The following is a 26,983-nucleotide window of genomic DNA, read 5'->3' on the forward strand; positions in this document are numbered from 1 at the left end:
GACTCAGCCGGATTCGTGCTTGAACGACAGGCGGACCTTGGTGCGATAGGCAGAGATGACGCCGCCTTCGATCACCACGTCCTGCTCGATGACCTCGGCGACGCGCAAGTCGCGCAAGGTCTTCGAAGCCTCAGCGATTGCGTTCTGCGTGGCACGCTCCCACGATTCGTCGCTTGTCCCGATCAGCTCGATCACGTTGTAAACGCTCATTGACCTCTCCTCGTCGCGACCGCCATTTCGGAATCGATCCGACCGGCGGTGTCCGACCTGGGCATTGTGCCGCCCAATCGCAGTGTGGCCTACAGTTTGCCCCACCGCGACCCGCCACTCCCCGCTGACCAGGACGGGCCCCACTGTGAACGAAGCACCCAGCCGTAGCCCGAACGCCGTCGAGAAGGTCGTCACGCTGGTTGCGGCCAGCCCCGTCTCGTGGGAAGACGCTGCTCGGCGCGGTGTGGCGGAGGCGACCAAGACAATCCGCGACCTGTCCGTGGCACACGTCGAGAAACGCGATGTATTGATCGTCGGCGGCGAGGTCGCTGTCTATCGCATCAGGCTGAGCCTGGCGTTCCGAGTGGATCGGATGCGCCCCGGCCTGACGCCAGGCGCACCCGACGTCGAAGTCACGCGCTGGCTCATCGTCGCGAACCAGACGCTCGGCACCGGTGAAGTCGTGGCTGAGATCGACCGGCTGAACTCCCACGGCCCGTGCGAGTTCCACCTGCTGGTGCCGATGACGCATTCGAAGAGCTACGCGCGGGCGCGGCGGCTGTCGATGCTGGCCGCAGACCCGGTCACGGGCATTCCCTCCGAGCACTTGCCAGGCGGAGCCGATTTCCTCGGTCCCGACACCGAGGGCATGGAGCAGGCACAGAAGCGTCTCGAGGCGCAGCTCGCCAAGATCGCAGCGGCGTCGTACGCCGCAACCGGCGAACTGGGCGATCCGGATCCGCTCCGAGCCATTCAGGCGGTGCTGGCACGCGCCAGCTTCGACGGGATCATCCTGTCGACGTTGCCCGCGGGAGCATCTCGGCTGGTGCGCGGCGACCTGCCGAGCCGCGTCCGCCGCATCACCAACTTGCCGGTCACCTACCTGCCCGGCGCCGCGCCCAGCGAGCTGTAGCCGGGGGCCTCCGCGCGAGGCCGCCGACGCCTTGGCACAAGCATCGCCCCGGCATGGCGCGATCGCGGCGCGGCACGACCCCTTCGGTTGCGGCGAAGATGGCGGGCGCAATTCCGCGAGAAGTCCGACTGAGAGGGACGATCATGGCTGACACAGCAGTACGAACGCACGCCGAACGGCGCGCTGCCGCGTTGGAGGTGTTCGAGCGCTTCACGAACGGCGAGGTGGATGCCGAGCGAGCGCAGCGTTCGATGGAACGGCGCCTCGGTGCCCTCGGGACGTTCGCCTTCGACGTCGTTATGGGCGACGTGTGGGCGCGGCCGCAGCTGTCGCGCCGCGATCGCAGCCTCATCGTGATCACCGTCCTCGCCACCATCGGCTCCAGCGAGGAACTCTCGCTGCACACCGAAGTCGGGCTGAATCACGGCCTGACCCGTACTGAGATCGAGGAGATCCTGCTGCAGGTGGCCGCGTATGCCGGATTCCCGATGGCGATGGCGGCGTCCCGTGTGGTCGATGATCGCTTCCGCCAGCTGGACGGCGTGGACCGGCTGCCCGAGCGAATCGGCGGTGCCGAACTCGACGACGACGAGCGGGAACGGCGGGCCGTCGAAGTCCGCCAGACGCTCACCGCTGGCCGCGCCTCGACTGATCCCGCCTCCGACATGGGGCGGCTCGTCGAGCATCTGGGCGAGGTGGGTCGCATCGCGTATCACTGGGCGTTCGGCGATGTGTGGTCGCGCGAAGAACTGTCACGCCGTGACCGCAGCATCGTGGTCATCTCGATCCTGACGGCGCTGAGCCGCACCGACGAGTTGGCCTTCCATGTGCCCGCCGGGCTGAACCATGGGCTGACCCGCACCGAGATCGAAGAGATCATGGTGCAGCTGACCATCTACGGCGGCATCCCCCGCGCCGTCGAAGGCACTCACGCGATGAAAGCTGCGTTCGCGAAGGTTGATGCTCGCAGCTGACGCTGCAACGAGATCGACAATCACGACTGACGCCGCGACGAGACCAGCACCCGTCGCCCGAGTCGGGCCGATGTCAGAACGTGCCGAATCGGGCCTGCGCGTCGTCGGTCCGGATCGCGCGGGCTGAAGCGTCGCCGTCGAACTCGGACAGATCTCCGAGGCGCGCCAACTGGCTGTAGCCCCGCATCTGGTACTTCGTCATCTGCACCGAAAGCGCCGGCAGTTCCAGCAACCGGTCCACCCAGCGATCAACGGCCTCGTCGAGTCCTGATTCGTCATCGCAGACCTCGTGCGCGAGGCCCCACTCGGCAGCCTTGCTGCCGTCGATGCGCTCGCTGGTCATGACGAATTGGCGCGCCCGCGACATACCGATCTCCGACACGAGCCGCGGCGTGGCACCCCACGGCAACGGAACGCCGAGCTCTACCTCGGGCACATACCAGAGCGCATCGGCTGAGGTCACCCGGAAATCGCAGCTGGTGGCGAAGCAGCACCCCCCGCCGATGGCGTGGCCGTGCACGCGGGCGATCGTGACGACCTCGCAGTCCTCAATCGCGCGGGCCGCTCGCCGTCCCATCTGGTTGATGTAGCGAGCCTCCCGGTCATTGCCAGGCACGGGCGGCAGCTCCTTGCGGTCCGCCCCAGCGCAGAACGACTTGCCCCGGCCTGCGAGCACCGCAACCCGATACTGCGTCTGCCCGTTCAGAGCCCCGAACAGGTCGCCAACCTCACGGATCATCAGCTGGTTGTGCGCATTGCGCGACTCGGGCCGATTCAGCCAAACCCGCAGCGTCTCCCCGTCAGGCTCCAGCTCGATGGTCTCCAACGACGGCAGATCAAACGACAACAAACTCATGCCGCCCATCCTTGCCGACCCACGGAGCCGGCATAGCGAGGACCCTTGAAGCATGGACGACGACGCTCACCGCCGGTCTGAGTCGCGTACAGCAAGGATTTCCGCTGCTGTCACCCGAGTACCGGCAGCTTCCTTGCGGCGCCGAATCTCTTCGATCAGAGTTGCCACCGATGGCGTGGCAGCGAGCCGTGCCAGCTCGCCCCTTAAGTGCTCCTCCATGGACTGACCCTCAAGCGCAGCGGTATCCACATATGGTTGCCAGGACTCCAAAAGTGCTCGACCCCGCTGTGATGTCTGATGGCATCGATGTCCTGCTGCCGGTTGTGCCAGAAGCGCAGCCACAGCGGCGTGATGCCCGACTTCGCCCACCGTTCGCAACTGACACACAGTGCATGATCGCTCGTCGTCCGGTTGCCGTCTTGCGAGCAGAATCTGAAGAACCGCAAGAACCCGTCGTATTGCGGCGCAGCTTTAAGCCCCTCGTTCACCATCCAACTCTGCCCCCAGACCACGTCATCGACGATCCGGTTGAATTCCAGAATCCGCCGGGGAATCGTTGCGCTGAAGTCCTCGGCATGCAACGGTGCAAAAGCAACATCGTCTTGTGCGTGTGCCAAGACCTTCAGTTGCCGAACGTTGTGGACCATCGACGAATCAGCGAGCTCCAGACGGTCAAGCAGCGTGCCCCAGGTCATCAACGCGACGACATTCTCAGTGCCGTCCACGTTGGCAGCCTTCATCGAACCAACGTTGCGGGCCTGTTCAAGCCGCGGGCACTTTGCTTCGTCAAACTGTCGTTCGATCTTGCTCCAGAGCGTTTCGCTGCGGACCTCAGGAGCTACGAAGAGCAGCATCGCTGGCCCGTCGGAGGCCAGGTGCTTGACGTAGCCGCTCGGCACGCCTCCGACTTGTTGAGGATGAAGGCGAGGGCGTCGGTCGCGGCGTCCTCGTCGGCGTGCGGATCGATCTTGCGGAAGTCGGTCATCAGCCAGTACTTGTAGTCGCCAACGAACAAATACGTGTTCGTCATGCGGAAGCAGCGGCCCGCGACCCCCTCGCCTGCGTGGAAGCGGGCGCAGATCGCTGCAAGCAGATCGCGTTGGCCGTCCTTCTCACTCAATACGTACCCATTCGGCCACGTATGCCAGTAGGTCACTGCCTCTTGGAGCGTGAGGCGAGGCGGAGACTCCGAACGGCGGCCAGACTGTCGCCCATGAGCGAGAGCAATGGCACGGCCAACCCTGATCTGTCTGGTGTGAAGCATCACGGCGTGGATGCGTTGGGGACGCGGATTCATGTGGCCGAGATGGGTGAGGGGCCGATGGTGCTCTTCGTCCACGGCTTTCCGGAGTCGTGGTACTCGTGGCGTCTCCAGCTGCCGGCAGTGGCCGCGGCGGGATATCGGGCCGTCGCGATCGACGTGCGCGGCTACGGCCGGTCGTCAGCGCCGACGGCCGTGGAGGACTACCGCATGCTGCGTCACGTCGCCGACAACGTCGGTGTCGTGCGGGCGCTGGGCGAGGATTCCGCCGTCATCGTGGGACATGACTGGGGGGCGCCCATCGCTTGGAGCTCGGCGCTGCTGCGACCCGACATCTTCACCGCCCTCGGGCTGGTCAGCGTGCCCTATAACGCCCGCAGCGACTTCAAGCCCAGCGCTGCGTTCCGGATGATGGGCGGCGACGAAGAGTTCTACATCGAGTACTTCCAGGAGCCCGGCCGCGCCGAAGCCGAAATGGAAGTCGACCTGCCCCACTGGCTGCTGGGCATGTACTACGCCGCCTCGGGCGACGGTGTTCGGGCACGCGTGGCGTCAGCGGACTCGTCGGGCGGACGCTTCACGGTGGCGCCCGGCGGCAAGCTGTCGGACCGCTTCATCTGGCCCGAACCCGGCACCTGGCCGCACTGGATGTCCGAGGCCGACTTCGACTACTACGCCTCTGAGTTCACGCGCACCGGCATGTCGGGTGGACTCAACCGCTACCGCAATGTCGACCGCGACTGGGAGGACATGGCTGCATTCGATGGCGCGCCCATCACCCAGCCGAGCCTGTTCGTCGGGGGCGAGGTTGACGGACCGACGGTCTGGGGCGCAGGATCGATCGCCAAGTTCGCCGAAACCTTGCCCAACCTGCACAAGTCAGTAATCCTCGACGGCATCGGCCACTGGGTCCAGCAGGAAGCCGCCGACGAACTCAACGCCGAGTTGCTCGACTTCCTCGCCGCGCTCTAGCTCGCTCCGGTCAGACATCGTTTCGAGAAAGTGACCGCAGGCGCGCCAAACTGGTCATTTTCTCTACCAAACTGACTGCCAACTTCAAAATACGGTCACTTTCACTGTCGAAATGACCGCATGCGCCATCCACTTCAGTAGATTGCAAGCTCATGGGGTACACCGTCGAGCGGGTTTTCAGCTATTGGCGCGGAACCTCCCAGCTCTCGGTGGACTTCGCTGCCTATGTTCCCCATCCCCTCGAAGGCTGGCGACTGCGCCCGAGCTCCGAAGCATCCGAACGGGTCGGCGCGGCTGCCGAACGCCTCGACCGGCTCCATCGCGGAGTGTCAGCATCGCCCGCGCTGATGTGGTGCCTGAATCGCGCAGAGGGCATCGCATCGAGCAGTGTCGAGGGCATCGTGACAACGCTGCGTTCTCTCAGCCTGCTCGAGTCGATGCGGGCCGGCAACGCTCGCACGGCCACGGCGCGAAAGCGAGCGCCTGATCCGGAAGAAGACCGCCAAGCGCTCGGCGGCGCCCGCCTGAATGCGTACGCCCTCGATCTCGGCGATCGGCGGACTGACCAGGTGACGACTGCGGACATCTGCGAGCTGCACCGCCGGCTATTTGCCGACACGTCCCAAGCGTCGGACAGTGGCGGGCTCCGCAACGAGCAGAACTGGGTGGGTGACCCGCGGCAACCCACGCCGGCGGGCGCGCACTTCATACCACCGCCGCCCGAGACGGTGGCGCCACTGACCGACGATCTCGCAGTGTTCGTGTCGGCTCTGCAGTGGATGCATCCACTTGCGAAAGCCGCCGTCACCCACCTGCAATTCGAGACGATCCATCCCTTCGCCGACGGCAATGGCCGAGTTGGGCGGGCACTGATCCACCTGCCGCTGCGGAGGGACCTCCAAGGTGTTGTGGCGGTGCCAGTCTCGGCCGCCATCGACGTGCGGCGGCAGGCGTACTACGCGAGCCTTCGTCGGTACCAGACCTTCATCGGCGACGGGAACGACGATGCCCGCTCAGAGGTGGCCGGCGATGCCATCGGGTACATGGCTGATGCGATCATCGTCGCCTGCGACTTTGCCGAAACTGCAGCCGCCGTCACCGATGAGATCTCCCAGCAGTGGGGCGAATTGGGATTGCGCACCCATTCCGCGGCGAGCCGAATCATCGAAGCCATGGCCACGATGCCTGCGGCAAGCATCGACTTTCTGGTCGCCCGGACCGAGAGGCCAAGACGATCAGTCAGCCGGGCGCTGAGCCAACTCGTCGATGCGGGAGCGATCAGCGAGTCACAGGATCCGCACACGGGTCTGCGAGTGTTCGAGGTTCCGCGCATTCTGGAACTCGTCGACAACCGGCACAGGCTGCTCGACGAGCGTTGGCAATTGCTCGAGCGGGGTGGGATTCGCTAGGCCAGTCGCGTGACGCGGCGGGAGGCGAACATCGGCGTCACAAAACCGAACGCCGCGACGACGGCTCCGAAGATGAAGGTGGCTTGGGTGCGCCCCAGCGTCGGGTCTGCACCCGAGAACGCAAGCATCGACTGGATGCCGAAGATGATGCCGATCCACATGACGGTCTGGTTCATGCCGTTGGCGATGCCGATGTCCTTATCGTCCACGGAGTTGGCCACCAGCATCTGATAGGCCGGCGAGCCGAAGCCAGCTGACACGCCCGACAGCACGAGCCCGACCATGATCAGCGTGAGCCCCCAGTCGCCGGGATTGCTGCCGGCGGCGAAGGCCAGCATCGAGCCGATCATGGCCGTCGACGCAAAGATCATCGGGAAGCGTGCGCCGATCTTGGTCACCAGCGTGCCGCCAAACGGCGATGCGAGCGCAAATGCGCCAGGCCGCGGCACCATCAGCAAGGCAGCAACCCCGACGGAGTACAGATAGCGCTCCTGCAGCACGATGGGCACGATCACGAACGCGCCCATGTAGGCGAACTGGTTGCACCCCGCAGAGATCAGCGGCATGGAGAAGTTGGGTCGGCGGAACAAGCGGACATCGAGCAGCGGAAATGCGGCGCGCAGCTCCCACAGCACGAACACGACGAACGCCGCTATCGCCCCGCCCAGCATCAGCATGAGCGTCTGATCCGACAGCACCGGTGCGCCTGTGCGCGTCAGCGTCGGCACTCGCGTGATGGCCAGCAGAACGAGCAGCGTCCCGGCCGCCAGCAGCAGCGCTCCGAGCACATCGATCGACACTCGTTGACCCTTCGGGATCGGCTTCACGACGAATGCGGCAAGCAAGGTGCCGGCCAGCCCGATGAGGCCGAACAGCAGGAAGATCGCCCGCCAGCCGACGACGTCCAGCAGCGGTCCGCCGGCGACCACACCGATGGACGGCGCGCCGGTCATGGCGAACTGGAACCAACCCACCGCCTGAGCACGGCGCCCGGGACCGAACGCGTGCATCAGCAGCGCCATCGCTGCGGGCATGAGCAGGCCGCCGCACAGGCCGAACACGACCCGCACGGCGACAAAGGAGCCGAGGTTCCAGACCCAGTAGTTGGCGATCATCATGGCGGTCATGCCTGCCATGCCGATCATGAACATGCGGCGATGCCCGTAGATGTCAGCGAGCTTCCCGCCCGCCGGCGTGGACACCGCCATCGCCAGCATGAGGCCCGTCATGACCCAGCCGGCGTTGGGCACGGTGGTGCCGAACTCGTCGGCGATCGGCACCAATGCCGCGTTGACGAGCGTCATCAGCGAGCCGAAACCCAGCACCGCAACACCGATCACGACCAGCAGCCGCCACTGGTAGCTGTCCGATTCGGGTGCATCGACGACCGGTGGCCGATCGCCTGAGCGCACCAACGGCGGAGCGACAGCTGCTGGCAACGGTCGCTCGCCAGCGTCGAGGATCTGGGGGACGACCGCGAAGACAGACGGCAGTGCCGCCGCGACGCGCGCCGGGGCGCGCGGGATCGTTCCGCCGGGTCTCACAGGATCAGTAAACGCGAGCCGGTAGGAATTGACTCAACGAGTGAGATGACCGTCGTCGAGCATCGCTTCGATCTGATAGCGAGCGATCTTGCCCATATCAGGGTGCGTCAGCACCCAGAAGCGTTCCGTGCGCACTGCATCGAGCACCATCGGACCGACCTCGGCCGGATGCATGCCTTCTGCGAGGAACCCGATCATCATTTCCCAGAACTTGTCGCCCTGCTCGGTGCGGACGTGGTGCTCGGCGTCGGCAGGGTCGCGATTGCGCTGGCTGTACACGATGTTCGTGTTGATCGGACCGGGACACAGCACCGATGCATGCACCGCCGAGTTGCGCAGGCGCAGGTCGCGTTCGAGGCTGGCCATCAGCGCCACAACGCCGTGCTTGGCGACGTTGTAGGCGGCCAGCGACGCACCTGAGTACAGCCCCGCCATCGAGGAAGTCGAATTGATGTGACCTTCGCCCGCGGCCTCGATGATCGGCAGGAACACGTGCGTGCCGTAGATCGGACCCCACAAGTCGATGTCGAGGGTCCAGCGCCAGTCCTCCAGCGACATGTCCCCGACGGGCCCGGGTATGCCGACGCCGGCGTTGTTGCACAGCACGTTGACCGTGCCGAACCGCTCGACGGCGGCGTCGGCCAGCGCCTGGATCTGGTCGAGCTTGGACACATCGGTGCGCACACCGATCGCCTCCGCGCCGGTGGACGCGATTGTCTCGACCGCGTTGGACAGCGGTGCCTCTTCGATATCGGCCAGCACGACTTTCATGCCCGCAGCGGCGAACGTGTCGGCCATCGCGCGACCCATGCCGCTGGCAGCACCTGTGACAACAGCAACCTTGCCTTCGACCTGCATGACCCCTCGCCTAAATCTGTTGAATTGCCTGCTTGTTGTCTTGTTAGTCGAAGTCGATGACGGTGCGCGTACCGACGCGCTGACGCATCTGGTCGTAGCCCACGTTGATGTCTTCGAGCGGAATGTGCGCCGAGATCATCTCGTCGAGCATGAGCCGTCCGTCGAGGTACATGTCGACGTAGCGCGGCATGTCAACCCGGAAGGCGTTCGAGCCCATCATCGAGCCCTGGAGACGCTTCTCCATCATGAACACCTCATAGCCGGTGATCTCGATCTTCTCGCCGAACGGCATCATGCCGACGATGACGGTGGTGCCGCCGTGGCGCGACGCCGACCACGCCTGCTCGCAGGTCTTCTTGAGCCCGATGCACTCGAAGGCGTAGTCCACACCCCCGCCGGTGAGCTCATGGATCGCCTGCACAGCGTCGACCTCGGCGCCATTGACCGTGTCAGTGGCGCCCAAGGAGCGAGCAGTCTCAAGCTTTGCGTTCTCGACGTCGACCGAGATGACGCGTCCGGCGCCAGCAATGCGGGCACCCTGCACGGCCGACAGGCCGATGCCGCCGGCGCCGAAGACAGCCACGGTTGCGCCAGGCTCGATGCGAGCAGTCTTGAACACGGCGCCAAGGCCGGTGGTGACGCCGCAGCCGATAAGCGATGCTCGGTCGAGCGGCATGTCCTCGCGGATCTTCACCACGGCGTTCTGGTGCACCAGCATCTCCTCGGCGAACCCGCCAAGCCGGGCGAACTGCGCGACCTCGGTTCCGTCCGACTTCGACAGCCGCGGCTTGTCGCCTTCGTTTCGAGCCACTGCTGCATGGTTCTGGCAAATGTTGGGGCGTCCCGTCAGGCAGCGCTCGCAGTGGCCGCAGAACACCGACAGGCAGGAGATGACGTGGTCGCCGGGCTGGACGTAGGACACGTTCTCGCCGACCGCTTGGACGACGCCGGCGCTCTCGTGGCCCATGACGGCGGGCAGCTGATAAGGCCAGTGCGCATCCATGAAGTGCAAGTCGCTATGGCACAGGCCCGCGTGCACTACCTGCATCAGGACCTCATTGGGACCGGGTGCATCCACCGTGATGTCCTCGATCTCGAGTTCCCCCGGGATCTCATTCAGCACTGCTGCCTTCATGGTCTGGCTCCCCTCCCGTCGCGCACATCTGCGGCGCGACACGGCCACGCCGCAGCGTAGTCATCCGCAGGCAACCGCATGAAAGCTCAGCCCGGCGGTGCTGCGTCGGCTGCCAGACGCCGAGTCAGTCGGCCGCGAGGCTGTTGTTTCGGCCCTCAGGGCGTCGGGCCGGTGCGCCGAATTACCTCAGGACGGATCATCAGCCACAGCGTCATGCCGACAAGTCCCAAGCAGGCCATGAGGACCACGGCCGCACGGGCGCCGAGCTGCTGGGCCACCTCACCGAGCACATAGGTGCCCACCGGCAGCGCCCCTATCGCCATGCTGAGCAGGCCCATGGCTCGGCCTCTCATCTCGGGGGACACCGTGGTCAGCACCAGCGTGGACTGTGTCGCGGCGAACAGCCCGCTGCCGCAGCTGGCCACATACAGGGTGATCGCGGCGATGAGGACATTCGGCGACAAGGCCCACACGATGAGCATCGCCATGGCTGCGAAGACGCCGAACGTGTAGGTGAGTCCCCAGCGGCCGCTGCCCCACTTGGCGGTGACGAGCGACCCGGTGATCATGCCGAATCCGGTCATCGAACCGATGATTCCGATCTGAAATGCGGTGGCGTCGACCTCGTCGCCGATGAGCTGAACCGCGGGGAAGTAGGCGAACATGAAGAAGTTCGCCATCACCGTGACGCCGAGGATGCTGAGCAGGCCGCGGTTGGTGCGGGCGAGACGCATGCCCGCACGCAACTCCGCGATGGTCGAGTTTCGAGCGGGCTCCGGACGACGGAATGTCCCGCTGAGCGGCACGACCTCGAAGATGCGGTCCCGCAGCGCGTCAGACCATCGGTCTATTGCTGCCACGCCGGACTGCGCCGGGGCCACCCGCGGCACCCACATGAGCAGGAACAGACCCACGCCGAGCATTGCGGCCACTCCCAAGAAGGCCGCACCGACGCCGGCGCTGTCGGCGACGGCGCCGCCCAGCAGCTGACCCGCGGCAACGCCCGAGGCAAGCGCCATCGTCTCCCACGCCATCGCCTTGTGCAGCCGGTGCGGGCCCACAATGTCGAGCACGAGAGCGCGACGGCTGGTCATGTCGACCACCCAGCCGATGCCGGCGAAGAGCAGGAACGGGTACAGCAGCCAGATGCCCAGCTGACCTGCTCGTTCGGCGAACCCGATCACCGCAACGAACGGAACCAGCAGCGCCGTTTGGAGCCGCACCGTTCGCCGTCGATCGAATCGATCTGAAATCACGCCGCCGATGGCACCGCCGAACAGCAATGGCGCCCACATGACGGCGCCGGTGAGCTGCACCATGCGGGGCGAGTCGGTGATCTGGTTGACGTGGTAGCTCGACAGGAATGCGATGGCCCAGCGGCCCCAGTGCCAGCACAGCCCGCTGAACCACAGGGGCGCAAAACCCCTGGCGGCGAAGGCCCCGCCGCTGCGCACCTCCGGCCCCGGGCGCGGCGCGTCTCTCACAGCCCCGCCCCCGCGCATTAGCGCGCAGCCTACGGCTCCGATGTGCATCGATGCCTGTCGCCGCGGTTGACTGCGAACCGATCAGATGAGCGAGAGGCAGCGGGCGAGCGAGATGGCAGGCGGCGGCATCGAAGCCGGCACTGGGCGCGTCGGTGGCGTGGACGGCGCCGCTGGCGGTTGGGTCATGGCGATAACGGGCGCAAACGACGGCGCCGAAGTCGAGTTCTCATTGTGGACGTCGTTCACCAAACTCTGGGCGCAAGCGCGCCGACGGTCGTTGGCAGCCGTCGGCATCGACATGCCGATCGGGCTGCCAGAGGGTGCGCCACGATCAGCTGATGTCGAGGCCCGTGCCCTGCTCGGCCAGCGGCGGTCGTCGCTGTTCTGGTCGCCGCCTGCGGCTGCGCTCGACGCGAGCGACTACAGCGAGGCCAACCGTGCTGCCCGCAAGCATCTCGGCATGGGCCTGTCGAAGCAGGCCTACAACCTGTTGCCCAAGATCCGTGAGGTCCGCGCCGCGCTCTCACCAGCCGATTTCGCAGTGGGTGCGGTGCCGTGCGCCGCCGAGGTCCATCCCGAACTCAGCTTCGCTGTGATGGCCGCCACGTTGCGCATGGCGAAGTCGCCCGGTCAGTCAGACAACCCGATCTCCGACGGCGAGCAAGCGACCGCTTCCGAGCCCTTGCACCACCCGAAGCGCTATCAAGCGGGCATCGCTGAGCGCTTGACCCTGCTCAGCCTGTGCTATGCCCGCATCACCGAGTCGGCCGTGCTCGAACCGCTGGTTGGTCCGCCGCACCCAACCCTCGACGACCTGCTCGACGCCGCCGCCGCAGCATGGACCGCCCGCCGAGTCGCGGCCGGCCGCGCAACCCATCTCGGATCGAACGATGGGCGCGTCCAGACCGACGGCGCCGGCTTTCCCTTGGGCATCGTCGTGTGACTACAAGGCCAGCTCGGAGCACTCAATCCGGCGCGCGAGGGCCGTCCACAGGCCAGAGGCGGAGAGTTCCTGCGGGACCATCCCAATCGGCTCGGCATCGCCGGAGCACATCAAGTCCAATCAGCATGTCCTCGCGCAAGTTCGGCGCCCGGGCCACGACGAGACGCAACGGCCGCGTGCGGGCACCTGAGTTTCCGACGAACTGGAACTCGACGGCGTAGCAAGGTGCCATAGTCGAACTGAGCGCGGTATGTAGCTCCACCGAGTGGATGATCTCGAGCGAGAGCGCATCGGCGGTCGCATCGCTGATAACGGACATGACAGTGCCGGTGTCAATGAGGCCGGCACCGCGTACCCGCGGTGGCAAGTGCCGACCATCAAACTGGTGCGCTTGGCGACTCGAGGGTGTCACCGTGAGCTCGTATCCGATGCGCGCCCCACTCGCCGTCACGTCCGCCTCGATCAGCGTCGGACTCGCGCTCGAATCGATATCAGATACCTGCCGGCCGAACGACGACCGGCTCGTCGGCTTCCACGATTCGCTTCACGCAGAATCGTCGACCCTCAGGATCGAGATAGCCCGCGTCAATCGCGTCCCACTGGTCGTCAAAGACCTGGAGTTCTGGCACCAAGCGAGAACCCCGGTCAAGCAAGAGCGCCCACTGGCCCGCATGTCCGACAACGAGTTTGGCGCGCAGCCGGTCGAATCGGCGTTCGAGCCGCACCAGTATCGAATCCAGCACAGGGCCCGGCGACATCCCGCCGAGGTGGAGCTGCAAAGGACGACCCTCCGGCACGGAAACCACGTATTCATCCTCGCATATTTGTCTGGGCAGTCATCTACATTTTGCGTGCTCGCCTCAACCTGACGTGCCAAGAATCCGGCCCGCAGCCAAGAATTCAGCGACAATGTCATTGGTGTCTCGCAGACCGGCACTACACCGGCTCGTCGGCTTCGCAGATTCAGCTTGACGCCAACCAGCGGGCGCTTGGCTCAGACCGCGACGGTGCTGGCTATCCGCTGACCATCGTCGTGTGCGTGCGACCGAGTCCCAACGCGAGTCGGCAGTCCGGCTGAGGGGCCAAGTACGTTTGCGCCGTGTACGGCATCGCGGTGAGCGTCACGGCCTGCCTGCGCGGGGGACCCGGGTTGATGTGGCCTGGAACCTGGATGCGGCTCTCACGCCGCGATTCGACCCGGCGGATGCCGTCGGCATGACGCCCGCGGGCGGCAAGCTCGGCACGCTCCTGGGCAGAGCCATCGACAGTCGCCTCATGGAGCTGGCAGCAGCGAAGCCGACCAGCGGACGAGTCGTCGAGATCGAGCTCAACGCCGTTGAGAGCCAGGTGGTCGGCGTCGCGACGGGAAACGTCGTGCGCATCCTGGCGGTACCGGCCGACACGCTTCCCGAGGAGCTGTGGGATCAGCTGCTCGAACGCCGACAGGTCACCCTTGTGACCGAACTCGACGGCGACACCGTCACCGCAACCACGGTCTTGGTAGATGGCACCGCAGACAACCCGGCAACGCAGCCCAGCTCGGCGCTGCCTATGGTCACGTCCCGATCGACGACGCCGGCTACCCACTCACGATCGTCGTGTGAACGTGACCCAGTCCCGACACGGGCCGGCAGTGGCTGCCCAGGGGTGGCGAAGCTGTGCGGCACCTGATCGGAGGCGTTGGGAGACGTACTGGGCGCGCTTGCGGTGGGATTGCAGGCTGTCACCGAGTCGCGGCGTCGATCATTCCGGCGAGGTCGCAGGCGGTGCGCTTGCTGTGAAGCGCCGGGACTCAATTCGAGCCTTCGCGTTTTTGGGGGATTACCTGCCAGCATCGGTGCTGTTCATGTTACGAGGATGCCGCGGGTGGGCAACGAACAGCGCGTCGAGCCGGGACTGCTCGGCCGCGTCGAGCTTGTCGGACCGACGCATGAGCAAGAACCTGGACCGGAACACTTCGGGATCGAATGCCGGTTTGGAGCCTTCGGGGCGACGCTGCACGTCGCGGCGCACAGCGGTCAGGCCGGCTTGGAACCATGCGATGACGTGGAACCGGTCCAGCACATGGCGGGCGTGGCCGAGCCGCACCTCTATGGCTGCCTTGTACGCCTTGGAGCCGTCGGACACCACGACCTTCACGCCGTGCGGCACCATCTATGCCCCTGGGCAGCCAGAAAGCCGCTCAGAGCCTGAGTGTCGCGGTGGGGCACCATGGCGAGCACCTCGCCGGTGTCGCCGTTGACGAGCACCGTCACATACCGGTGCCGCTTGCGGATCGAGGTCCCCTCCACCAACAGCACCCGACACCTTTGGCGCCGACGATGGTCGGCGACCAGACGCGCCCAGGCCACCACCAAAGCGTTGACCAGCTTCCAGCCCACCTGGTGGCGGCGCGCCGCCGCGTTGACCGTCATCTGACGCGCGTCGGCCACCAGCCGCTCAGGCGCGTCGACCACCACCCCCAGCACTTCGACACGCGGCAGCCACAGCCGCACCGACATAACATCACGCTTCATCGAGGCCCTCCAGGGTTCGGCGTCGCAAACACCGATCCCCCCAGGGCCTCGACCCTTACGAGCGGACCCTCATCCCAACAAGACACGAAGGGCCGTCTAAAGGGGCTCGCGAGGGTGTACCCGGGCCCGCTATGCGCTGATTCAGAACGACGAGGATCCACACAATCGGGAAGGGCGCCGGCATCGCGAGCACTGGCATGAACAGCGCTCGGCCCGCAGCTCCAGTCAGGATGGAGCGCCGTGTGCATGTGGCCCGAGGGCCGCTACAGGGCTAACGGTCGCATCGCTGCCGGACGCACTGCGCGAGAATCCCGCTGTGAAGATCCGGCTGGCCAAGGTAGCGCGGTTGCTGCGGACAAGAACGGCTTCGCGGACAAGCACTCATGGCTCCGCAGCGCCGAAGACCCCCCCCCGATCCGCGCAGCGCCCCGCTCAGGGACCGACCAACCGTTCCAAAGCCCAGATCCGGCCTGAATACGGCGATGTTGTCGGCGTTGGGATCGGCACCATGGGACCGCGTTCGGATGCCGTTTTCGCGGTTGGTTCGCATGACGTCGTCGGTCCGCACCGTGAAATCTCCATCGTTCTCGCGGACACGCCGGAGCATTCGGCAGCACTGCCTCCCGGGATCGCAGCAGTGACATTGACATCGGTCGCGCCGCTGCTCGCGGTGCCAGCGCTCGACGTGACAGCGGTCAACCCGATCGGATGGAAGCGAGCCCACGATCCGCCCCTGAAGCCATCAGGCCAGCCCGCGGCCGCCACGGCTCGCAGTACATCGGATATGCGTCGCGCCCATCACGTACCGGATTGGACGCACAGCGACGCCGATCCCGCTGTGCGTGCAGGCGAACTGGTTTCCGCTGCTGCTGTGGGCGCCGTTGTCTGCGTCAAGGGCGAGAGCACCGAGCTCGAATCTTGCCTCGGCACCGAGTTGTACGGACTGATGTCAGATGCCGGCCGCATCAAGAGCGCCGACACCGACGAGCGAGAGGCGCTCAGCATCTCTATGAGACGTGCCGCCCTTCGCGACCATTCCCGAGAAGCCCGGGCCCGACAGGTGCTCGCCGCCGCCGGCTTGGGAAAGACCCATCTCCCACTGGTGTCGGTGCTCGTGCCCACCCGACGACCCGACCGTATGTCCGCCGTGATCAACTCCGTCGCGGCCCAGACGTACCCGCATGTCGAAGTGGTGCTTGGACTGCACGGAAGTGAGTTCGAGCGCACCTCGACCGAAGCGCAATTGGGTCGTCTGCAGTGTCCTGCCCAAGCCATCGATGTCGCAGCGGATCGTTCTCTGGGCGAGGTGCTGAACACCGCTCTTGCGGTCGCGGCGGGCGAGATGATCGCAAAGTTTGACGACGACGACCTCTATGGCCCACTTCATCTTTGGGACCTCGTGCTCGCCGCTGGGTACTCAGAAGCTGCGATGGTTGGCAAGGTTTCCGAGTACGTCTATCTGGCCGGTGCAAACCGCACAATCCGACGGTTTGTCGACCTAGGAGAACGCTTTATCAACCCAGATCGTTCGAGCGTTGCCGGCGGCGCTGTATTGGTGAAACGCGAAGCACTCGACACCATCGGCGGATGGCGAGCGATGAGCGTTGGCGAAGACAAAGCACTGACTCGAGACATCGCAGCTAGCGGCGGCAGTGTGTACCGGACACACGGTTCGGGATATCTCCTGGTGCGACACGGTGTCGAACACACCTGGGAGGCTGACGACTCGTACTTCTTGGAGCAAGCGCATGAGTCACGCGATGGCTGCGACCTTTGCTTCGCTGGCGTGAACTGATAGCGATCGGCCCCGGGATCTCAAGTGCTCGCTCGATTACGGACCGGCTGGACGGCGATGGCCCTCTTGCCGCTGGCTGTTCTCGCGCTCTGGCTGCCCGACCTGGACCTGCCTCTCGGCAATAGCGACGACGGGCGCCTCGTGGCCTTCTCGGGCTTGCACGCACGCAATTTCTGGGAGATGGGTCCGGTGGAATCGCGGTTGGGGGCCCGCGTCGATCCGTACGTGAGACCCGAATTCGACGTCGCCCCACGCACCGATCCTCCCGTCGAAGCCGTCACCTATGCCCACCATCCCCCGCTGAAGGAGTTTCTTTCGATCGGGTCTGCGGGTCTCCTCGGCGAGAACCTTCCAGCGCTGCGGGTACCGATATTTCTGCTGGGCGCAGCGACCTTGATGTTCATGGCCTCGCTACTGCGTGCGTGCGACCTTCGGTGGGGGCCGATCATGCTGGCGGTCGGAGCTATGGCATGCACCGGCTTCTTCTACGTGTACGGCCGGCTCGGGGTCAGCTTTTCGCTCCTCGTGGCATCTGCCGCATCAGTGGCGTGGCTGCTCAAGTCTGAACGACCATCCCGGACTGCCCTCCTCGGCACGGGGGTGCTCGCGGCGCTCGCGGCCATGCAGTCGTGGATCGCTCTTGCAGGTCTCGGACTGTTGGCAGTGTGGCTCTTCGCAAGTCACTTGCAACGCAGTTCTGACTCGAGAAGTGGGTCAGCGAGACCGCTGTCGGCGGCCTGGGGTCGAGTAAGAGACGGTTGGTCTCCGGCGCTGACCGCGTTCACGGTCGGTGCCGCTGTCGGGGCCACCATCACGGCTGCTTGGATGCTGTATGCCACTGGCTTCACAGAACTCAGTGAGCAAGTCGGCGTGCGCGTCGGCAATCAAGTGACGTCGGGTGAGCAGTCCATCAGGTTTACATTCGGCGAATTCCTGTCGCGGCAATGGCGTTTTGCCACAGAGGAATTGCTCGTGCCGCCTTGGCTGCGTCTGTTGCTGATACCGGCGCTGCTCGCAGGCTCGATCGACCGGCGCACCCGGGTGCCGACCGCCATCACGCTGACCGTGGCAGCAGCGCTGACCTTCGGCGTACAGCAAGGCGCGTGGATCCACCGGCTGTGGAACTTTCCTTGGTTGGTTCCGGTGACGATCGGTCTGGCAGCGCTGTTGGACGGCGTGCGGCGGAAGCTCCCCGGTTGCGTGCGCGGTGCTGCGACCGTCGCTGCAGGCGCAGTCCTCGCCATCACGATGTTCGCCGTGGCAACCGGCTCTACTCGTGACCGCTACATCACCAATCCGGCCCACCTCGGCGAGGCGCTCGAGCAGGTTGCCATATCACCCGAGGTTGCTCGTGCCGAACTGACCTGGACCGGTCCAGGCCTTCCGGCACCTCGATGGGTCTCGTACTACCTCGACACGCCCGTATGGGAACTCGACGAGAGCCGTCTCGAGGAGATCGACGACTCCGACATCGTGGTCGTGCGAGCCAGCCGAGTCCCCGACTTCTTCCCGGCCGATGCCCTCACAGATCCCTTGGCGTCAATTGGCGACTTCCACGTCATCAGTGCCGCATCATTGTCGCAATAGCCAAGGCATCCCGCGCCAGCGTGCTGGACAGTCCGCTGTTGAAATGCCCATCGACGTTGTTGACGGGCCTGTTCGTGGGATGAGTTGAGCCTCCGTGGCAGTGTGGGGTTTGTTGGCCCTTCGTCTTTTGTTGGGATGAGGGCGGGTTGAGGGTCTGTTTGTAGGGGTCGAGGCCCTGCTGGGGTCGGTGTTTGGAGACGCCGAACCCTGGAGGGTCTCGATGGCGAGTGATGTTGTGTCGGTGCGGCTGTGGCTGCCGCGCATCAAAGCGGTGGGGGTCGTGGTCGACGCGGCCGAGGAGCTGGTGGTGCGGGTGTGCTCGACGGTGCGTCGCCCAGATGCCCCGATTGCGGGGTCCCGAGCGGGAAGGTTCATGACCGCCGGGACAACAAGATCCGCGACCTGGAGGTGTCGGGGCGGCCGGCGGCGCTGGTGCGGGATCGGCGGCGCATGGTGTGGGTGCCGTGCGGCAGCCGTTTCGTCGAGGACCATCGGGCGTTCGAGGGTCGCGGCACCGCTACGTGACGGTGATCGTCAACGGCGACACCGGCGAGGTGCTCGCCATGGTGTCCCACCGCGATGCCCAGGCACTGTCGGGGTTTCTGGCCGCGCAAGGGCCCCGATGGTGCAAAGCCGTGAAGGTCGTGGTGTCCGACGGCTCCAAGGCGTACAAGGCCGCGATCGATAAGCGGCTCGGCCGCGCCCGCCATGTGCTGGACAGGTTCCACGTGATCAGATGGTTCGCGGCGGGGCTCACCGCGGTGCGCCGCGACGTGCAGCGCCGCCCCGAGGGCTCAGTGCCCGCGTTCGACCGCGACGTGTTCAGGCCCGGGTTCTTGCTGATGCGCCGACCCGACAAGCTCGCAGCGGCCGAACAGGCACGCCTCGACGCGCTGTTCGCCGCCCATCCGCGGCTCAAAGCAGCCCGGGAAGCGCTCGGCGAGCTGCACAGCCTCTATCTCGCCACCGACCGCAAGGGCGCCCTCGAGGCGCTCGACCGGTTCGCTGACATCTACGGCACCGGCGACATCCCCGAGTTCAGCAGCATCGTCGACACGTTCTTGGCGTGGCACGAGCAGACACTCGACCGGCACCGCTACACCGATCGAGCAACAGCACACCGATCGATCTTCGAATGACTCGCCCGCTACAACACCACCAGACGCCACACCAACCAGGCCTGCCGAACACCCAACGAGTACGAAGCCCACAACCGTCACACCGCAGGAACCATCCCCGCCTTAACCAACTGACCGGCCCACGGGGGGCACCGTGCGTCACCCCTGGCTCAGTCTCTGATGCTCCTATGGTTCGTCAAGCGGCGGGTTGGAGTGTGTTGAGCCAGTCGCGGTAGGCGGGTATGAGGGGGTGGTGGGGTGCTTTGCCGCGTTCGATCATGGAGATGGTTGCGGGCCAGGTGTTGAGCTGGTCGGCGGCGTGGGCGAGGCTGAGGCCTGCTGCTTGTCGTCGGTGTCGCAGCTCGCCTGGGTTGTCGGCGCTGTTGGTGTGGTGGGGGTCGGCGAGCAGGGCGAAGACTTCTCGGGCGATGTAGCGCTTGAGGCATCGGATGATCTCTCGGCGTGATTTGCCTTCTGTTTGGCGGCGGGCGGCGTAGGCGCGTGTTCGGGGGCAGGTGGCGAGGCGGACCATGGCGATGCGCCACAGGGCGTGGTTGGCCTGGCGGTTCCCGCCGGGGTTGAGGCGGTGGCGGGTGGTCTTGCCTGATGACGCCTCGACGGGTGATGCGCCGCACAGCGCCGCGAACGCGGCTTCGGTGGTGAGCCGGGCGGGGTTGTCGCCGGCTGCGATGAGCAGGATCGACGCCGTGTCGGCGCCGATGCCTTTGGCGGCTCGCAGCGCCGGGTTGGCGGTGTTGGTGAGCTTGTCGAGATGGCGGCGCAGCTCGTCGAGGTCGGCGTCGAGGGCCTGGTATTGGCGGGCCAGGGTGCGCAACGCGATCTTTGCCGCCTCGGCGGGCTCGGCGGGGTCGCCGGGACGGAACCGAGCGCACCGAGCCACCCGCTGCGCAGTGGTGAGCGGCTCCAGGGCGCTGCGCAGCCGGTCGGGAGCGGTGACGATGAGATCGCGGATATGATTGGAGATGCGGGTGCGATGAGCACGCGTCGAGCACAACACGACCCGGATCGCCCGGATCGACTCCACAATCCCGTCGCCGCCCTTGGGAACGGTGGCCGCCTCGCCGTTGAGCGCAGCGCGTGCCGCGGCCTCGGCGTCGACGGTGTCGGACTTGCCGCGGCGGCGACGCATCTGACGGTTCGGCCGGTTCACCTCGACCACCTCGACACCCGAGCCGACCAGGTGGCGCGTCAGCCCCGCCCCATAAGAGCCGGTGCCCTCCACGCCGACGCGCACCACAGGGCCGAACGACCCCAGCCACTCTGCGAGCCGGCGATACCCCGCCGGGTCCGCCCCGAACGACGCCGTGGCGAGCACCCGGCCCGCCTGGTCGGCCGCCGCAGCGACATGGACCTCCTTGTGCGTGTCGACGCCCCCGTAGACGCCGACCGCCTCATCAGCCATGATGAACCCCTGCCTTTCTCCCTAACCGGGTGATCAAGGCACCACCGGCCGGGACGGCGGACAGCACAGCCACGGTGCATAGCCAAGGCTCCTATCAAGTCACGTCCGCCCGACCGGCCGGTGCGCGCCAGCAGCCAGGACACCGAGCCGACAAATCACGAAAAAGGCACAAAGCCCGTGACACCCTGGGTCAGACCCGGGCCCGACTGCTGACCCCAACATCATGGCTGTGGCACCCTGCACCGTCCCGGCCGACGGTCCGGCCGCTGGCTGGAACGGCTGGTCGTCGAGCTTGCCTGTCGGGAGGACCCGATGTCTGGCAGGTCATCCGCGCACTGCGAGAGGTGCCGACGGACCGGTACGACCCTGTCGAGACGGTCTGCATTGAGGCGGACCTTCATGAGCGTCAGGTCAATCTCGCAATCCAGTACTGCGAGGCATACCCCGATGAGGTGGAGGCCATGATCGCGAAAGACGCTGCCGCTATTCATCTCATCGACACGATGATCGCGGAACGTGACGTCGCGCTCGCGCAGGCGGACCAGTCCGACATATCCGAGAAGCACGATCTCGACTCTGGCCTCAGCTTCTAATCCCGCGATGCGGTGGCTGCTTGACGAGATGCTGCCCGACGCCGCTGCCGAGGTACTACGGCGACTGGGTCACAACGCCGTAAGCGTCCGCAGCATCTCGCGACCGCACTTCACCGCTGGTCGCTGGAAAACCCAGAGCCGTGGTCTGGCCCGCAATTCCTGACTCACCAGAATCACGAGTAGCAGCCGCCGCCGGAGATCGAGGTCTGAATCACGGCGATATCTGCGCCCAACGACGCCTTGGCTTCCGCAGCGCCAAGTACGTTTGCGCCGTGTACGGCATCGCGGTAAGCGTCACGGCCTGCCTGCGCGGGGGCACCCGGGTTGACGTGGCCTGGAACCTGGATACTGCCCTCACACCGCGATTCGACCCCGCGGACTCCGTCGGCATAACCCCCGGGGGCGGCAAACTCGGCACGCTCCTGGGCGGGGCCCTCGACAGTCGCCTCATCGAGTTGGCCTCAGCAAAGCCGACGAGCGGGCGAGTCGTCGAGATCGAGCTGGACGCCATCGAGAGCTCCGCAGTCGGCGTCGAGGAGGGCACGATCGTCCGCATCCTGATGGCCCCGGCCGACAGGCTCCCCGAAGAGCTGTGGGATCAACTGCTCGAACGCCAGCGTGTCACCCTCGTGGCCGAACTCGACGGCGACACGGTCACCGCAACCACGATCTTGGGCGACGGCACCAAAGACAGCGCTGTCGTGTTCGAGCCCGACTCGGTGGCGACGACGTGGAGTCCGCGGCCGACCTTGGTGGTGATGGGACCGGGTCCGATGGCCGACGCGGTGGCGGCGGCCGGCGACTTCGTGGGCTGCAATGTCCAGCAGTGCAACGGGCCTGAGGCGGCCATCGGCCTGGCCGGCGCCCTGTCCCCGCTCGACGGCATCGTCGTCATGGGCCATGACATCGAGGGAACGGGCCGCGTGCTGTTGGCGGCGGTGAACTCGCGCGCCGGCTACATCGGCTCGGTGGGTCCGCAGTCGATCCAGGCGGCGAGGATCGACTGGCTCGCCTACCGGGGTGTCACCGACACCAACCGGATTTGCGCTCCGGCCGGCATTGACATCGGCGCTCGAACACCGAGCGAAGTCGCTGTGTCGGTCCTCGCCGAGATGATCGCCGTACGGCAGCATCCAACGTCGTGAGGGGCTCGAAGATCGAGTTCTGCCGCCTGCGGCTACCATCGACGCAGTGACGTCGACGGATCCCATCCTGACGAATACAGACCTCGACGCCGAGTCGCTGCCTGCGCTGGACGACGTGTGGCAGGGCGCCGACGACGTCGGTCTGGATGCTGACTGCAGTCCCACCAAGGTGTGCCGCAACGCGCGTGACTTCACATTCGACGGCATCGCTGAAGACGACGAGGACCTCGCCACGTCATGGCGGAAGCTGCTTGAGCGTGAGGGCAAATCATCCCCCGACGGCACCTCAGTGCGCGATCTGGTCCTCGGTCCGAAATCAGGAGACTGAGGCCGGCAACATCCCGGCTGCCTACGGTGAGCGACCAGCCCCACAACGAGGCGCCGGCAAGCGTTGCCGACCTGCAGGCACAACTGCGCTCGTCGGGCTACCTCGCGAGCCGCGGCCTGGCCACGGCAACCCTGATCGGGCTACGGCTCGGTCGACCCATCCTGCTCGAGGGCGAGGTCGGCGTCGGCAAGACCGAAATGGCCAAGTGCCTCGCCCACATCGGCGGACGGCAGCTCATCCGGCTCCAGTGCTACGAGGGCATCGACACCCACCAGGCCCTGTACGAGTGGGACTACGCACGGCAGATGCTCCACGTCCGGGCGCTGTCGGAGAGCGAGCTGTCAGATGCCTCGACAGTCAGCGGCCTCTACAACCCTGAGTTCCTGATCGAACGCCCGCTCCTCGCTGCGGTCCGGGCCGGAAGCGAAGCGGTGCTCCTGATCGACGAAATCGACCGTGCAGATGACGAATTCGAGGCGTTCCTGCTGGAGCTGCTGTCAGATTTCCAGATCACGATTCCCGAGGTCGGCACCATCGCCGCCGACGACCGACCGACCGTGGTGCTGACATCGAATCGCACACGGGAATTGCACGACGCCCTGAAGCGACGGTGCCTGTATCACTGGATCGGCTACCCCACCTTCGAAGAAGAAATCGAGATCGTGCGCCTGCGTGCACCTGGTGCGGTCGAGGCGCTCGTGCGCAAAGTTGTCGCGGCGGTCCAGCGACTGCGGGACATGGACTTGGTCAAGCATCCCGGCGTCGCGGAGACACTGGACTGGGTGGACGCGCTCGGCGTACTGGGCACTTCCGAGCTCGACGCGGCGTCGGCAGCCGACACACTCGGTGCGGTCATCAAAGATCGCGACGACCTCGAACTTGTCGAAGCCGAACTCGACAGGGTCGTTGCCGATGCCTGACATCGATGTGGTGGCCCGTGCCTGAGACGGGTCCTGGGACAGCGCACGAGGCTGGCTCACCGTCAATGGAGATCGTGGCGCGGCTCGTCGGTTTCAGTCACGCGCTGAGAGACGAGGGCCTGCCGGTGGGCTCCGACGACGTCGTCATGTTCTGCTCAGGGGTCGCCGAACTCACGCCTTCTGATCTCACCGACGTCTATTGGAGCGGCCGAGCGACGCTGGTGCATCGCCGCGAGCACTTGCCGGTCTTCGATGACGTATTCCGCCGCTATTTCATGGGCCTGCCCGCTCCCCGCGCCCCCGAACCCGAACCGCACGAACCGGTGACGTCACGATTGAGCGGCACGCTGCAGGTTCCCGACAGCGAACCTGGCGAGCACACCGATGAGGACCGGCCGATGGTGCTCGGACTGCAGGCATCGGGGGTCGAGATCCAGCGTGACAAGCGGTTCGCCGAGTGCACAACCGAAGAGTTGGCAGCGCTGCGACGAATCATGTCGCGCATCGGGCTCGAGCCTCCGCGACGCCGAACACGACGGCGGCACCCGGATCCCTCGGGTGCCCAGATCGACATCCGGCGGATGGCCCGCGACGCCATGCGTCTCAGCCACACAGCACCGGGCCTGCGCCGCCTGTCTCGATCGTTGCGACCTCGGCCCCTCGTGCTCATCTGTGACGTCTCGGGATCAATGGCCGACTTCTCGCGCAACCTCTTGCAGTTCGCGTACTCGATGCGCCGCGCAGCCCGCAAAGTCGAGGTCTTCTGCTTCGGCACCCGGCTGACACGCATCACGCCGGTGCTGGACCGGCGGAACCCCGACGACGCGATGAAGCTCGCTGCCGCCCGCGTGCTCGACTGGGACGGCGGCACGCAGATCGGCAAGTCGCTGGACACCTTCGTTCACAAGTGGGGCCGCAAAGGCCTCAGCCGGGGCGCCACCGTCGTCATCTGCTCCGACGGGCTTGACCGCGGCGACCCAGCCGTCCTCGCCCAAGCAATGGAACGCCTCAGCCGGCTCTGCCACCGGATCATCTGGATGAACCCGCTCGTCGGCGACGACAGCGATGTCCCGCCGAACACGCTCGCCATGATGGTTGCGGGTCCGTTCATCGACACCCTCGAATCCGGACACGACCTGGCCAGCCTCGAGTCCTTCGCCAAGAAACTGCCTCACATCGGCTGATCGGTATGAGCAAGTGGAGCGTGTCCATCCAGGCAGAGGGCGATCGCGCTGTAGACCTCGAGGAGGTTGTGGCGCTGGCCGACGCGGTCGCGCCGCTCGGCGGCATCGCATCGGGCGTCGGCGCGTTGGCGTACGGCGCTCAGATTGTGATCGAGGCCGAAAACGCCGACAAGGCCGTCGAAGCGGCAATGGAAGCCTTCGCCGCAGCCGTCGAGACAGCGAACCTGCCGGCTTGGCCGATGACACGTGCTGAAGTGATCGGCGAGGACGAGTTTGAGGCAGGCGAAGTTGGGATCGACGAATGACCTGGCCCACATGATCCGGCTCATGTGATCCGGCCCAGATGATCTGCCCCCGATGATCAGACTGGGTTCGCTCGCCGGGTACCCCTTCGAGGGACCACGAGTGCTCGGTGGCTGGACGCCGCCTGCAACGGCGGCCGTGTTCGCGATTCTGTGCCGAGCCGATCCCGACGGCCACCCATACGACTACGCCGTGCTCGACGTTGACCACGCGGACAACCTGGCTGCGGCCGGGCTGCCGTTCGGCCACCCGCGCGCCAAGTGCTGGGAGCGGCGCGCCGGCAACAAGTGGAACCTCCACATCTGCACCTACGAAGTTCCGGGTGGGTTGCCATCGCATCGCGAACAGATCGTCCACGAGCTGATCGCAATTTACCGACCCGGCTGCGCGCCCGACCAGTTCGACCAGGTGTGGGAGGACGAGTGGATCGGCAGCTACCGGGCCCCCACCGCAGGCCCGCTCACGACCACGCGCGATCCCGCTGGTTCGACGGGGCGAACCCCTGAGCCGGACGCGAGCTGACCGCTGACGGCTATCGGGTGCCGTAGCCGACGGCGTCGTGAAGCCGGACGCGAGCTGACCGCCGGCGGCTATTCGGGGTGGTAACCGACGGCGTCGTGGAGTCGGCTGCGGCGCGTGCGGTTCGCGGGCCGGGCCGGCACTGGCTCGCGAGGTTCTGGGTCGGGCTCATAGGTGGCGCCAGCCACGATGCCTTCGGCCATGCCGTACAGCAGCGGCAGCGCTCCTGCGATGACGCCGCTGGTGTTGTTGATGCGCTCGACACCAGGCTCGACAGCTTCGGCGTCGGCCTTGATCTTCCACACGATCTGCGAGCACTCTTCCAGCAGCCCGGCGATCCGGGTCAGCTGGCTTCCCACGATGAACAGGTAGAAGGCCAGCCCGGCAATCAGCAGGCCGATCAGGATGACGGAGAGAACTACGAGCGTCGTCATGAGCGCACCTTGTCGAGAACGCGGCCTAGGAACAGGTGGTGTTCGAGGCCTTCGGTCAGGACCGCATCGACCCCCTCGGCGGTTTCTGCGATGAGGGCGGTGTCGCCGGTGTTAGCGGCGGCACGCTCGAGCGTGTCCTTGATCATCCTCACCCGCTGCTCGATCGTCCGCACGAGCAGCACCAGCATGGTGAGAAGGGCAACGACAGCCACAATCACGACGAAGCCGCCGATGATGAGTCCCCACCACAGGTTCTCCTGAGTGTCGGTTAGAGCCAGTAGGTCCATGTCAGCCTCCTAACCGGGCCCGACCACGCTTGAGGCCGGCGACGATTGTCGATGCCGCCTCGATCGTGGTGTTCAACTCCGCCAGCGACGCCGTGTTGGTGGCCGCGTCTTCCAGCCCGGCGTTGATCTCCGATGCCCGATTGCCGATCGAACGAGCCAGCATCAGGATCGGCACGACGAGCGCGACCACCGCGATGACAACGACGATGCCGATGACGTAGCCGATTGTCCACCCGGTTGTCGACTCTTGAGCGAGTAGCGGTATCACGGCA

34 protein-coding genes are annotated in these 26,983 nt (G+C 65.9%); 18 read left to right on the forward strand and 16 right to left on the reverse strand.

Going from position 1 to position 26,983, the window contains the following annotated elements:
- Positions 1-3 precede the first annotated feature (3 nt).
- On the reverse strand, positions 4-210 hold the full coding sequence (locus tag ACQY5K_RS08780) for a dodecin family protein (RefSeq protein WP_419922201.1): 207 nt from the start codon (positions 208-210) through the stop codon (positions 4-6).
- A 145-nt stretch (positions 211-355) separates the two neighbouring features.
- On the opposite strand from ACQY5K_RS08780, the gene ACQY5K_RS08785 reads away from it, so the two are divergent.
- Entirely contained in the window at positions 356-1,123 is a 768-nt protein-coding gene (locus tag ACQY5K_RS08785) for a dodecin family protein (protein ID WP_428122077.1), read from the forward strand.
- 143 nt (positions 1,124-1,266) lie between these two features.
- Complete coding sequence (locus ACQY5K_RS08790) at positions 1,267-2,097, forward strand: carboxymuconolactone decarboxylase family protein (protein WP_428122080.1); 831 nt, start codon at positions 1,267-1,269, stop codon at positions 2,095-2,097.
- Between the two features lie 73 nt (positions 2,098-2,170).
- On the opposite strand, the gene ACQY5K_RS08795 is transcribed toward ACQY5K_RS08790, so the two are convergent.
- The 3 genes from ACQY5K_RS08795 to ACQY5K_RS08805 form a co-directional block, all read right to left on the reverse strand.
- Complete coding sequence (locus ACQY5K_RS08795) at positions 2,171-2,953, reverse strand: enoyl-CoA hydratase/isomerase family protein (protein ID WP_428122082.1); 783 nt, start codon at positions 2,951-2,953, stop codon at positions 2,171-2,173.
- A gap of 203 nt (positions 2,954-3,156) precedes the next feature.
- The gene (locus ACQY5K_RS08800) at positions 3,157-3,693 is read right to left on the reverse strand and encodes a hypothetical protein (RefSeq protein WP_428122085.1); all 537 of its coding nucleotides are present in this window, start codon (positions 3,691-3,693) and stop codon (positions 3,157-3,159) included.
- A 98-nt stretch (positions 3,694-3,791) separates the two neighbouring features.
- Positions 3,792-4,073, reverse strand: coding sequence for a hypothetical protein (locus tag ACQY5K_RS08805; protein ID WP_428122087.1), 282 nt, complete (start codon positions 4,071-4,073; stop codon positions 3,792-3,794).
- A gap of 93 nt (positions 4,074-4,166) precedes the next feature.
- Between ACQY5K_RS08805 and ACQY5K_RS08810 the strand changes: the two genes are divergently transcribed.
- The gene (locus ACQY5K_RS08810) at positions 4,167-5,186 is read left to right on the forward strand and encodes an alpha/beta fold hydrolase (RefSeq protein ID WP_428122090.1); all 1,020 of its coding nucleotides are present in this window, start codon (positions 4,167-4,169) and stop codon (positions 5,184-5,186) included.
- Positions 5,187-5,338: 152 nt separating this feature from the next.
- Positions 5,339-6,595 carry a Fic family protein gene (locus tag ACQY5K_RS08815; protein WP_428122092.1) on the forward strand — a complete coding sequence of 419 codons (1,257 nt, stop codon included), beginning with the start codon at positions 5,339-5,341 and terminating at the stop codon, positions 6,593-6,595.
- On the opposite strand, the gene ACQY5K_RS08820 is transcribed toward ACQY5K_RS08815, so the two are convergent.
- The 4 genes from ACQY5K_RS08820 to ACQY5K_RS08835 form a co-directional block, all read right to left on the reverse strand.
- Positions 6,592-8,139, reverse strand: coding sequence for an MFS transporter (locus ACQY5K_RS08820; RefSeq protein WP_428122095.1), 1,548 nt, complete (start codon positions 8,137-8,139; stop codon positions 6,592-6,594). The genes ACQY5K_RS08815 and ACQY5K_RS08820 overlap by 4 nt on opposite strands.
- A gap of 33 nt (positions 8,140-8,172) precedes the next feature.
- Positions 8,173-8,997, reverse strand: a complete 825-nt coding sequence (locus ACQY5K_RS08825) for an SDR family NAD(P)-dependent oxidoreductase (protein WP_428122097.1) — start codon at positions 8,995-8,997, stop codon at positions 8,173-8,175.
- Positions 8,998-9,040: 43 nt separating this feature from the next.
- Positions 9,041-10,132, reverse strand: coding sequence for a Zn-dependent alcohol dehydrogenase (locus tag ACQY5K_RS08830; RefSeq protein ID WP_428122100.1), 1,092 nt, complete (start codon positions 10,130-10,132; stop codon positions 9,041-9,043).
- A gap of 155 nt (positions 10,133-10,287) precedes the next feature.
- Positions 10,288-11,616, reverse strand: coding sequence for an MFS transporter (locus ACQY5K_RS08835; RefSeq protein WP_428122102.1), 1,329 nt, complete (start codon positions 11,614-11,616; stop codon positions 10,288-10,290).
- A gap of 85 nt (positions 11,617-11,701) precedes the next feature.
- Here ACQY5K_RS08835 and ACQY5K_RS08840 point away from each other — a divergent pair, with 85 nt between their 5' ends.
- Complete coding sequence (locus ACQY5K_RS08840) at positions 11,702-12,559, forward strand: DUF429 domain-containing protein (protein WP_428122104.1); 858 nt, start codon at positions 11,702-11,704, stop codon at positions 12,557-12,559.
- Between the two features lie 22 nt (positions 12,560-12,581).
- Here ACQY5K_RS08840 and ACQY5K_RS08845 read toward each other — a convergent pair whose 3' ends face one another.
- Together ACQY5K_RS08845 and ACQY5K_RS08850 are read right to left on the reverse strand one after the other, a co-directional pair.
- A complete protein-coding gene (locus tag ACQY5K_RS08845) occupies positions 12,582-13,010 on the reverse strand; it encodes a retroviral-like aspartic protease family protein (RefSeq protein WP_428122106.1) in 429 nt (142 codons plus the stop codon).
- 40 nt (positions 13,011-13,050) lie between these two features.
- On the reverse strand, positions 13,051-13,365 hold the full coding sequence (locus tag ACQY5K_RS08850) for a hypothetical protein (protein ID WP_428122108.1): 315 nt from the start codon (positions 13,363-13,365) through the stop codon (positions 13,051-13,053).
- A gap of 229 nt (positions 13,366-13,594) precedes the next feature.
- Between ACQY5K_RS08850 and ACQY5K_RS08855 the strand changes: the two genes are divergently transcribed.
- Positions 13,595-14,230, forward strand: coding sequence for a hypothetical protein (locus ACQY5K_RS08855; protein WP_428122111.1), 636 nt, complete (start codon positions 13,595-13,597; stop codon positions 14,228-14,230).
- Between the two features lie 150 nt (positions 14,231-14,380).
- Here the strand turns inward: ACQY5K_RS08855 and ACQY5K_RS08860 are convergent, their stop codons facing one another.
- Positions 14,381-14,713: a transposase gene (locus ACQY5K_RS08860; protein WP_428122113.1), complete on the reverse strand. Its 333-nt coding sequence runs from the start codon at positions 14,711-14,713 to the stop codon at positions 14,381-14,383.
- A complete protein-coding gene (locus ACQY5K_RS08865) occupies positions 14,695-15,075 on the reverse strand; it encodes a hypothetical protein (protein WP_428122115.1) in 381 nt (126 codons plus the stop codon). The genes ACQY5K_RS08860 and ACQY5K_RS08865 overlap by 19 nt, the downstream gene beginning before the upstream one ends.
- 508 nt (positions 15,076-15,583) lie before the next feature.
- On the opposite strand from ACQY5K_RS08865, the gene ACQY5K_RS08870 reads away from it, so the two are divergent.
- The 4 genes from ACQY5K_RS08870 to ACQY5K_RS08885 all read left to right on the forward strand — a co-directional run bounded on the left by ACQY5K_RS08870 (position 15,584) and on the right by ACQY5K_RS08885 (position 19,596).
- Positions 15,584-16,870: a glycosyltransferase gene (locus tag ACQY5K_RS08870; protein ID WP_428122118.1), complete on the forward strand. Its 1,287-nt coding sequence runs from the start codon at positions 15,584-15,586 to the stop codon at positions 16,868-16,870.
- 57 nt (positions 16,871-16,927) lie between these two features.
- Complete coding sequence (locus tag ACQY5K_RS08875) at positions 16,928-18,457, forward strand: ArnT family glycosyltransferase (RefSeq protein WP_428122121.1); 1,530 nt, start codon at positions 16,928-16,930, stop codon at positions 18,455-18,457.
- A 315-nt stretch (positions 18,458-18,772) separates the two neighbouring features.
- Complete coding sequence (locus ACQY5K_RS08880) at positions 18,773-18,982, forward strand: transposase family protein (protein WP_428122124.1); 210 nt, start codon at positions 18,773-18,775, stop codon at positions 18,980-18,982.
- Positions 18,979-19,596 carry an ISL3 family transposase gene (locus tag ACQY5K_RS08885; protein ID WP_428122126.1) on the forward strand — a complete coding sequence of 206 codons (618 nt, stop codon included), beginning with the start codon at positions 18,979-18,981 and terminating at the stop codon, positions 19,594-19,596. Before ACQY5K_RS08880 ends, ACQY5K_RS08885 begins: the two co-directional genes overlap by 4 nt.
- A gap of 175 nt (positions 19,597-19,771) precedes the next feature.
- Here ACQY5K_RS08885 and ACQY5K_RS08890 read toward each other — a convergent pair whose 3' ends face one another.
- Complete coding sequence (locus ACQY5K_RS08890; protein WP_428122129.1) at positions 19,772-20,998, reverse strand: IS110 family transposase; 1,227 nt, start codon at positions 20,996-20,998, stop codon at positions 19,772-19,774.
- A gap of 344 nt (positions 20,999-21,342) precedes the next feature.
- Between ACQY5K_RS08890 and ACQY5K_RS08895 the strand changes: the two genes are divergently transcribed.
- The 8 genes from ACQY5K_RS08895 to ACQY5K_RS08930 all read left to right on the forward strand — a co-directional run bounded on the left by ACQY5K_RS08895 (position 21,343) and on the right by ACQY5K_RS08930 (position 25,993).
- A complete protein-coding gene (locus ACQY5K_RS08895) occupies positions 21,343-21,591 on the forward strand; it encodes a hypothetical protein (protein ID WP_428122132.1) in 249 nt (82 codons plus the stop codon).
- Positions 21,592-21,598: 7 nt separating this feature from the next.
- Positions 21,599-21,754: a hypothetical protein gene (locus ACQY5K_RS08900; RefSeq protein ID WP_428122134.1), complete on the forward strand. Its 156-nt coding sequence runs from the start codon at positions 21,599-21,601 to the stop codon at positions 21,752-21,754.
- A 109-nt stretch (positions 21,755-21,863) separates the two neighbouring features.
- The gene (locus tag ACQY5K_RS08905; RefSeq protein WP_428122137.1) at positions 21,864-22,736 is read left to right on the forward strand and encodes an XdhC family protein; all 873 of its coding nucleotides are present in this window, start codon (positions 21,864-21,866) and stop codon (positions 22,734-22,736) included.
- A 46-nt stretch (positions 22,737-22,782) separates the two neighbouring features.
- Positions 22,783-23,064: a hypothetical protein gene (locus ACQY5K_RS08910; protein WP_428122139.1), complete on the forward strand. Its 282-nt coding sequence runs from the start codon at positions 22,783-22,785 to the stop codon at positions 23,062-23,064.
- Between the two features lie 26 nt (positions 23,065-23,090).
- The gene (locus ACQY5K_RS08915) at positions 23,091-23,984 is read left to right on the forward strand and encodes an AAA family ATPase (protein ID WP_428122142.1); all 894 of its coding nucleotides are present in this window, start codon (positions 23,091-23,093) and stop codon (positions 23,982-23,984) included.
- Positions 23,985-24,001: 17 nt separating this feature from the next.
- Positions 24,002-25,168: a vWA domain-containing protein gene (locus ACQY5K_RS08920; protein WP_428122144.1), complete on the forward strand. Its 1,167-nt coding sequence runs from the start codon at positions 24,002-24,004 to the stop codon at positions 25,166-25,168.
- A 5-nt stretch (positions 25,169-25,173) separates the two neighbouring features.
- Positions 25,174-25,473 carry a hypothetical protein gene (locus ACQY5K_RS08925; RefSeq protein ID WP_428122146.1) on the forward strand — a complete coding sequence of 100 codons (300 nt, stop codon included), beginning with the start codon at positions 25,174-25,176 and terminating at the stop codon, positions 25,471-25,473.
- Between the two features lie 52 nt (positions 25,474-25,525).
- A complete protein-coding gene (locus ACQY5K_RS08930; protein WP_428122148.1) occupies positions 25,526-25,993 on the forward strand; it encodes a hypothetical protein in 468 nt (155 codons plus the stop codon).
- A 68-nt stretch (positions 25,994-26,061) separates the two neighbouring features.
- Here ACQY5K_RS08930 and ACQY5K_RS08935 read toward each other — a convergent pair whose 3' ends face one another.
- Genes ACQY5K_RS08935 through ACQY5K_RS08945 form a run of 3 tightly spaced genes read right to left on the reverse strand, consistent with a single transcriptional unit; the run spans position 26,062 to position 26,979 of the window.
- Complete coding sequence (locus ACQY5K_RS08935) at positions 26,062-26,424, reverse strand: hypothetical protein (RefSeq protein WP_428122150.1); 363 nt, start codon at positions 26,422-26,424, stop codon at positions 26,062-26,064.
- Entirely contained in the window at positions 26,421-26,711 is a 291-nt protein-coding gene (locus tag ACQY5K_RS08940) for a hypothetical protein (RefSeq protein WP_428122152.1), read from the reverse strand. The genes ACQY5K_RS08935 and ACQY5K_RS08940 overlap by 4 nt, the downstream gene beginning before the upstream one ends.
- A gap of 1 nt (position 26,712) precedes the next feature.
- On the reverse strand, positions 26,713-26,979 hold the full coding sequence (locus tag ACQY5K_RS08945) for a hypothetical protein (protein ID WP_428122154.1): 267 nt from the start codon (positions 26,977-26,979) through the stop codon (positions 26,713-26,715).
- Positions 26,980-26,983 lie beyond the last annotated feature (4 nt).

This window comes from Candidatus Poriferisodalis sp. (assembly GCF_965262965.1).
In the GTDB taxonomy this organism is placed as follows: domain Bacteria; phylum Actinomycetota; class Acidimicrobiia; order Acidimicrobiales; family Poriferisodalaceae; genus Poriferisodalis.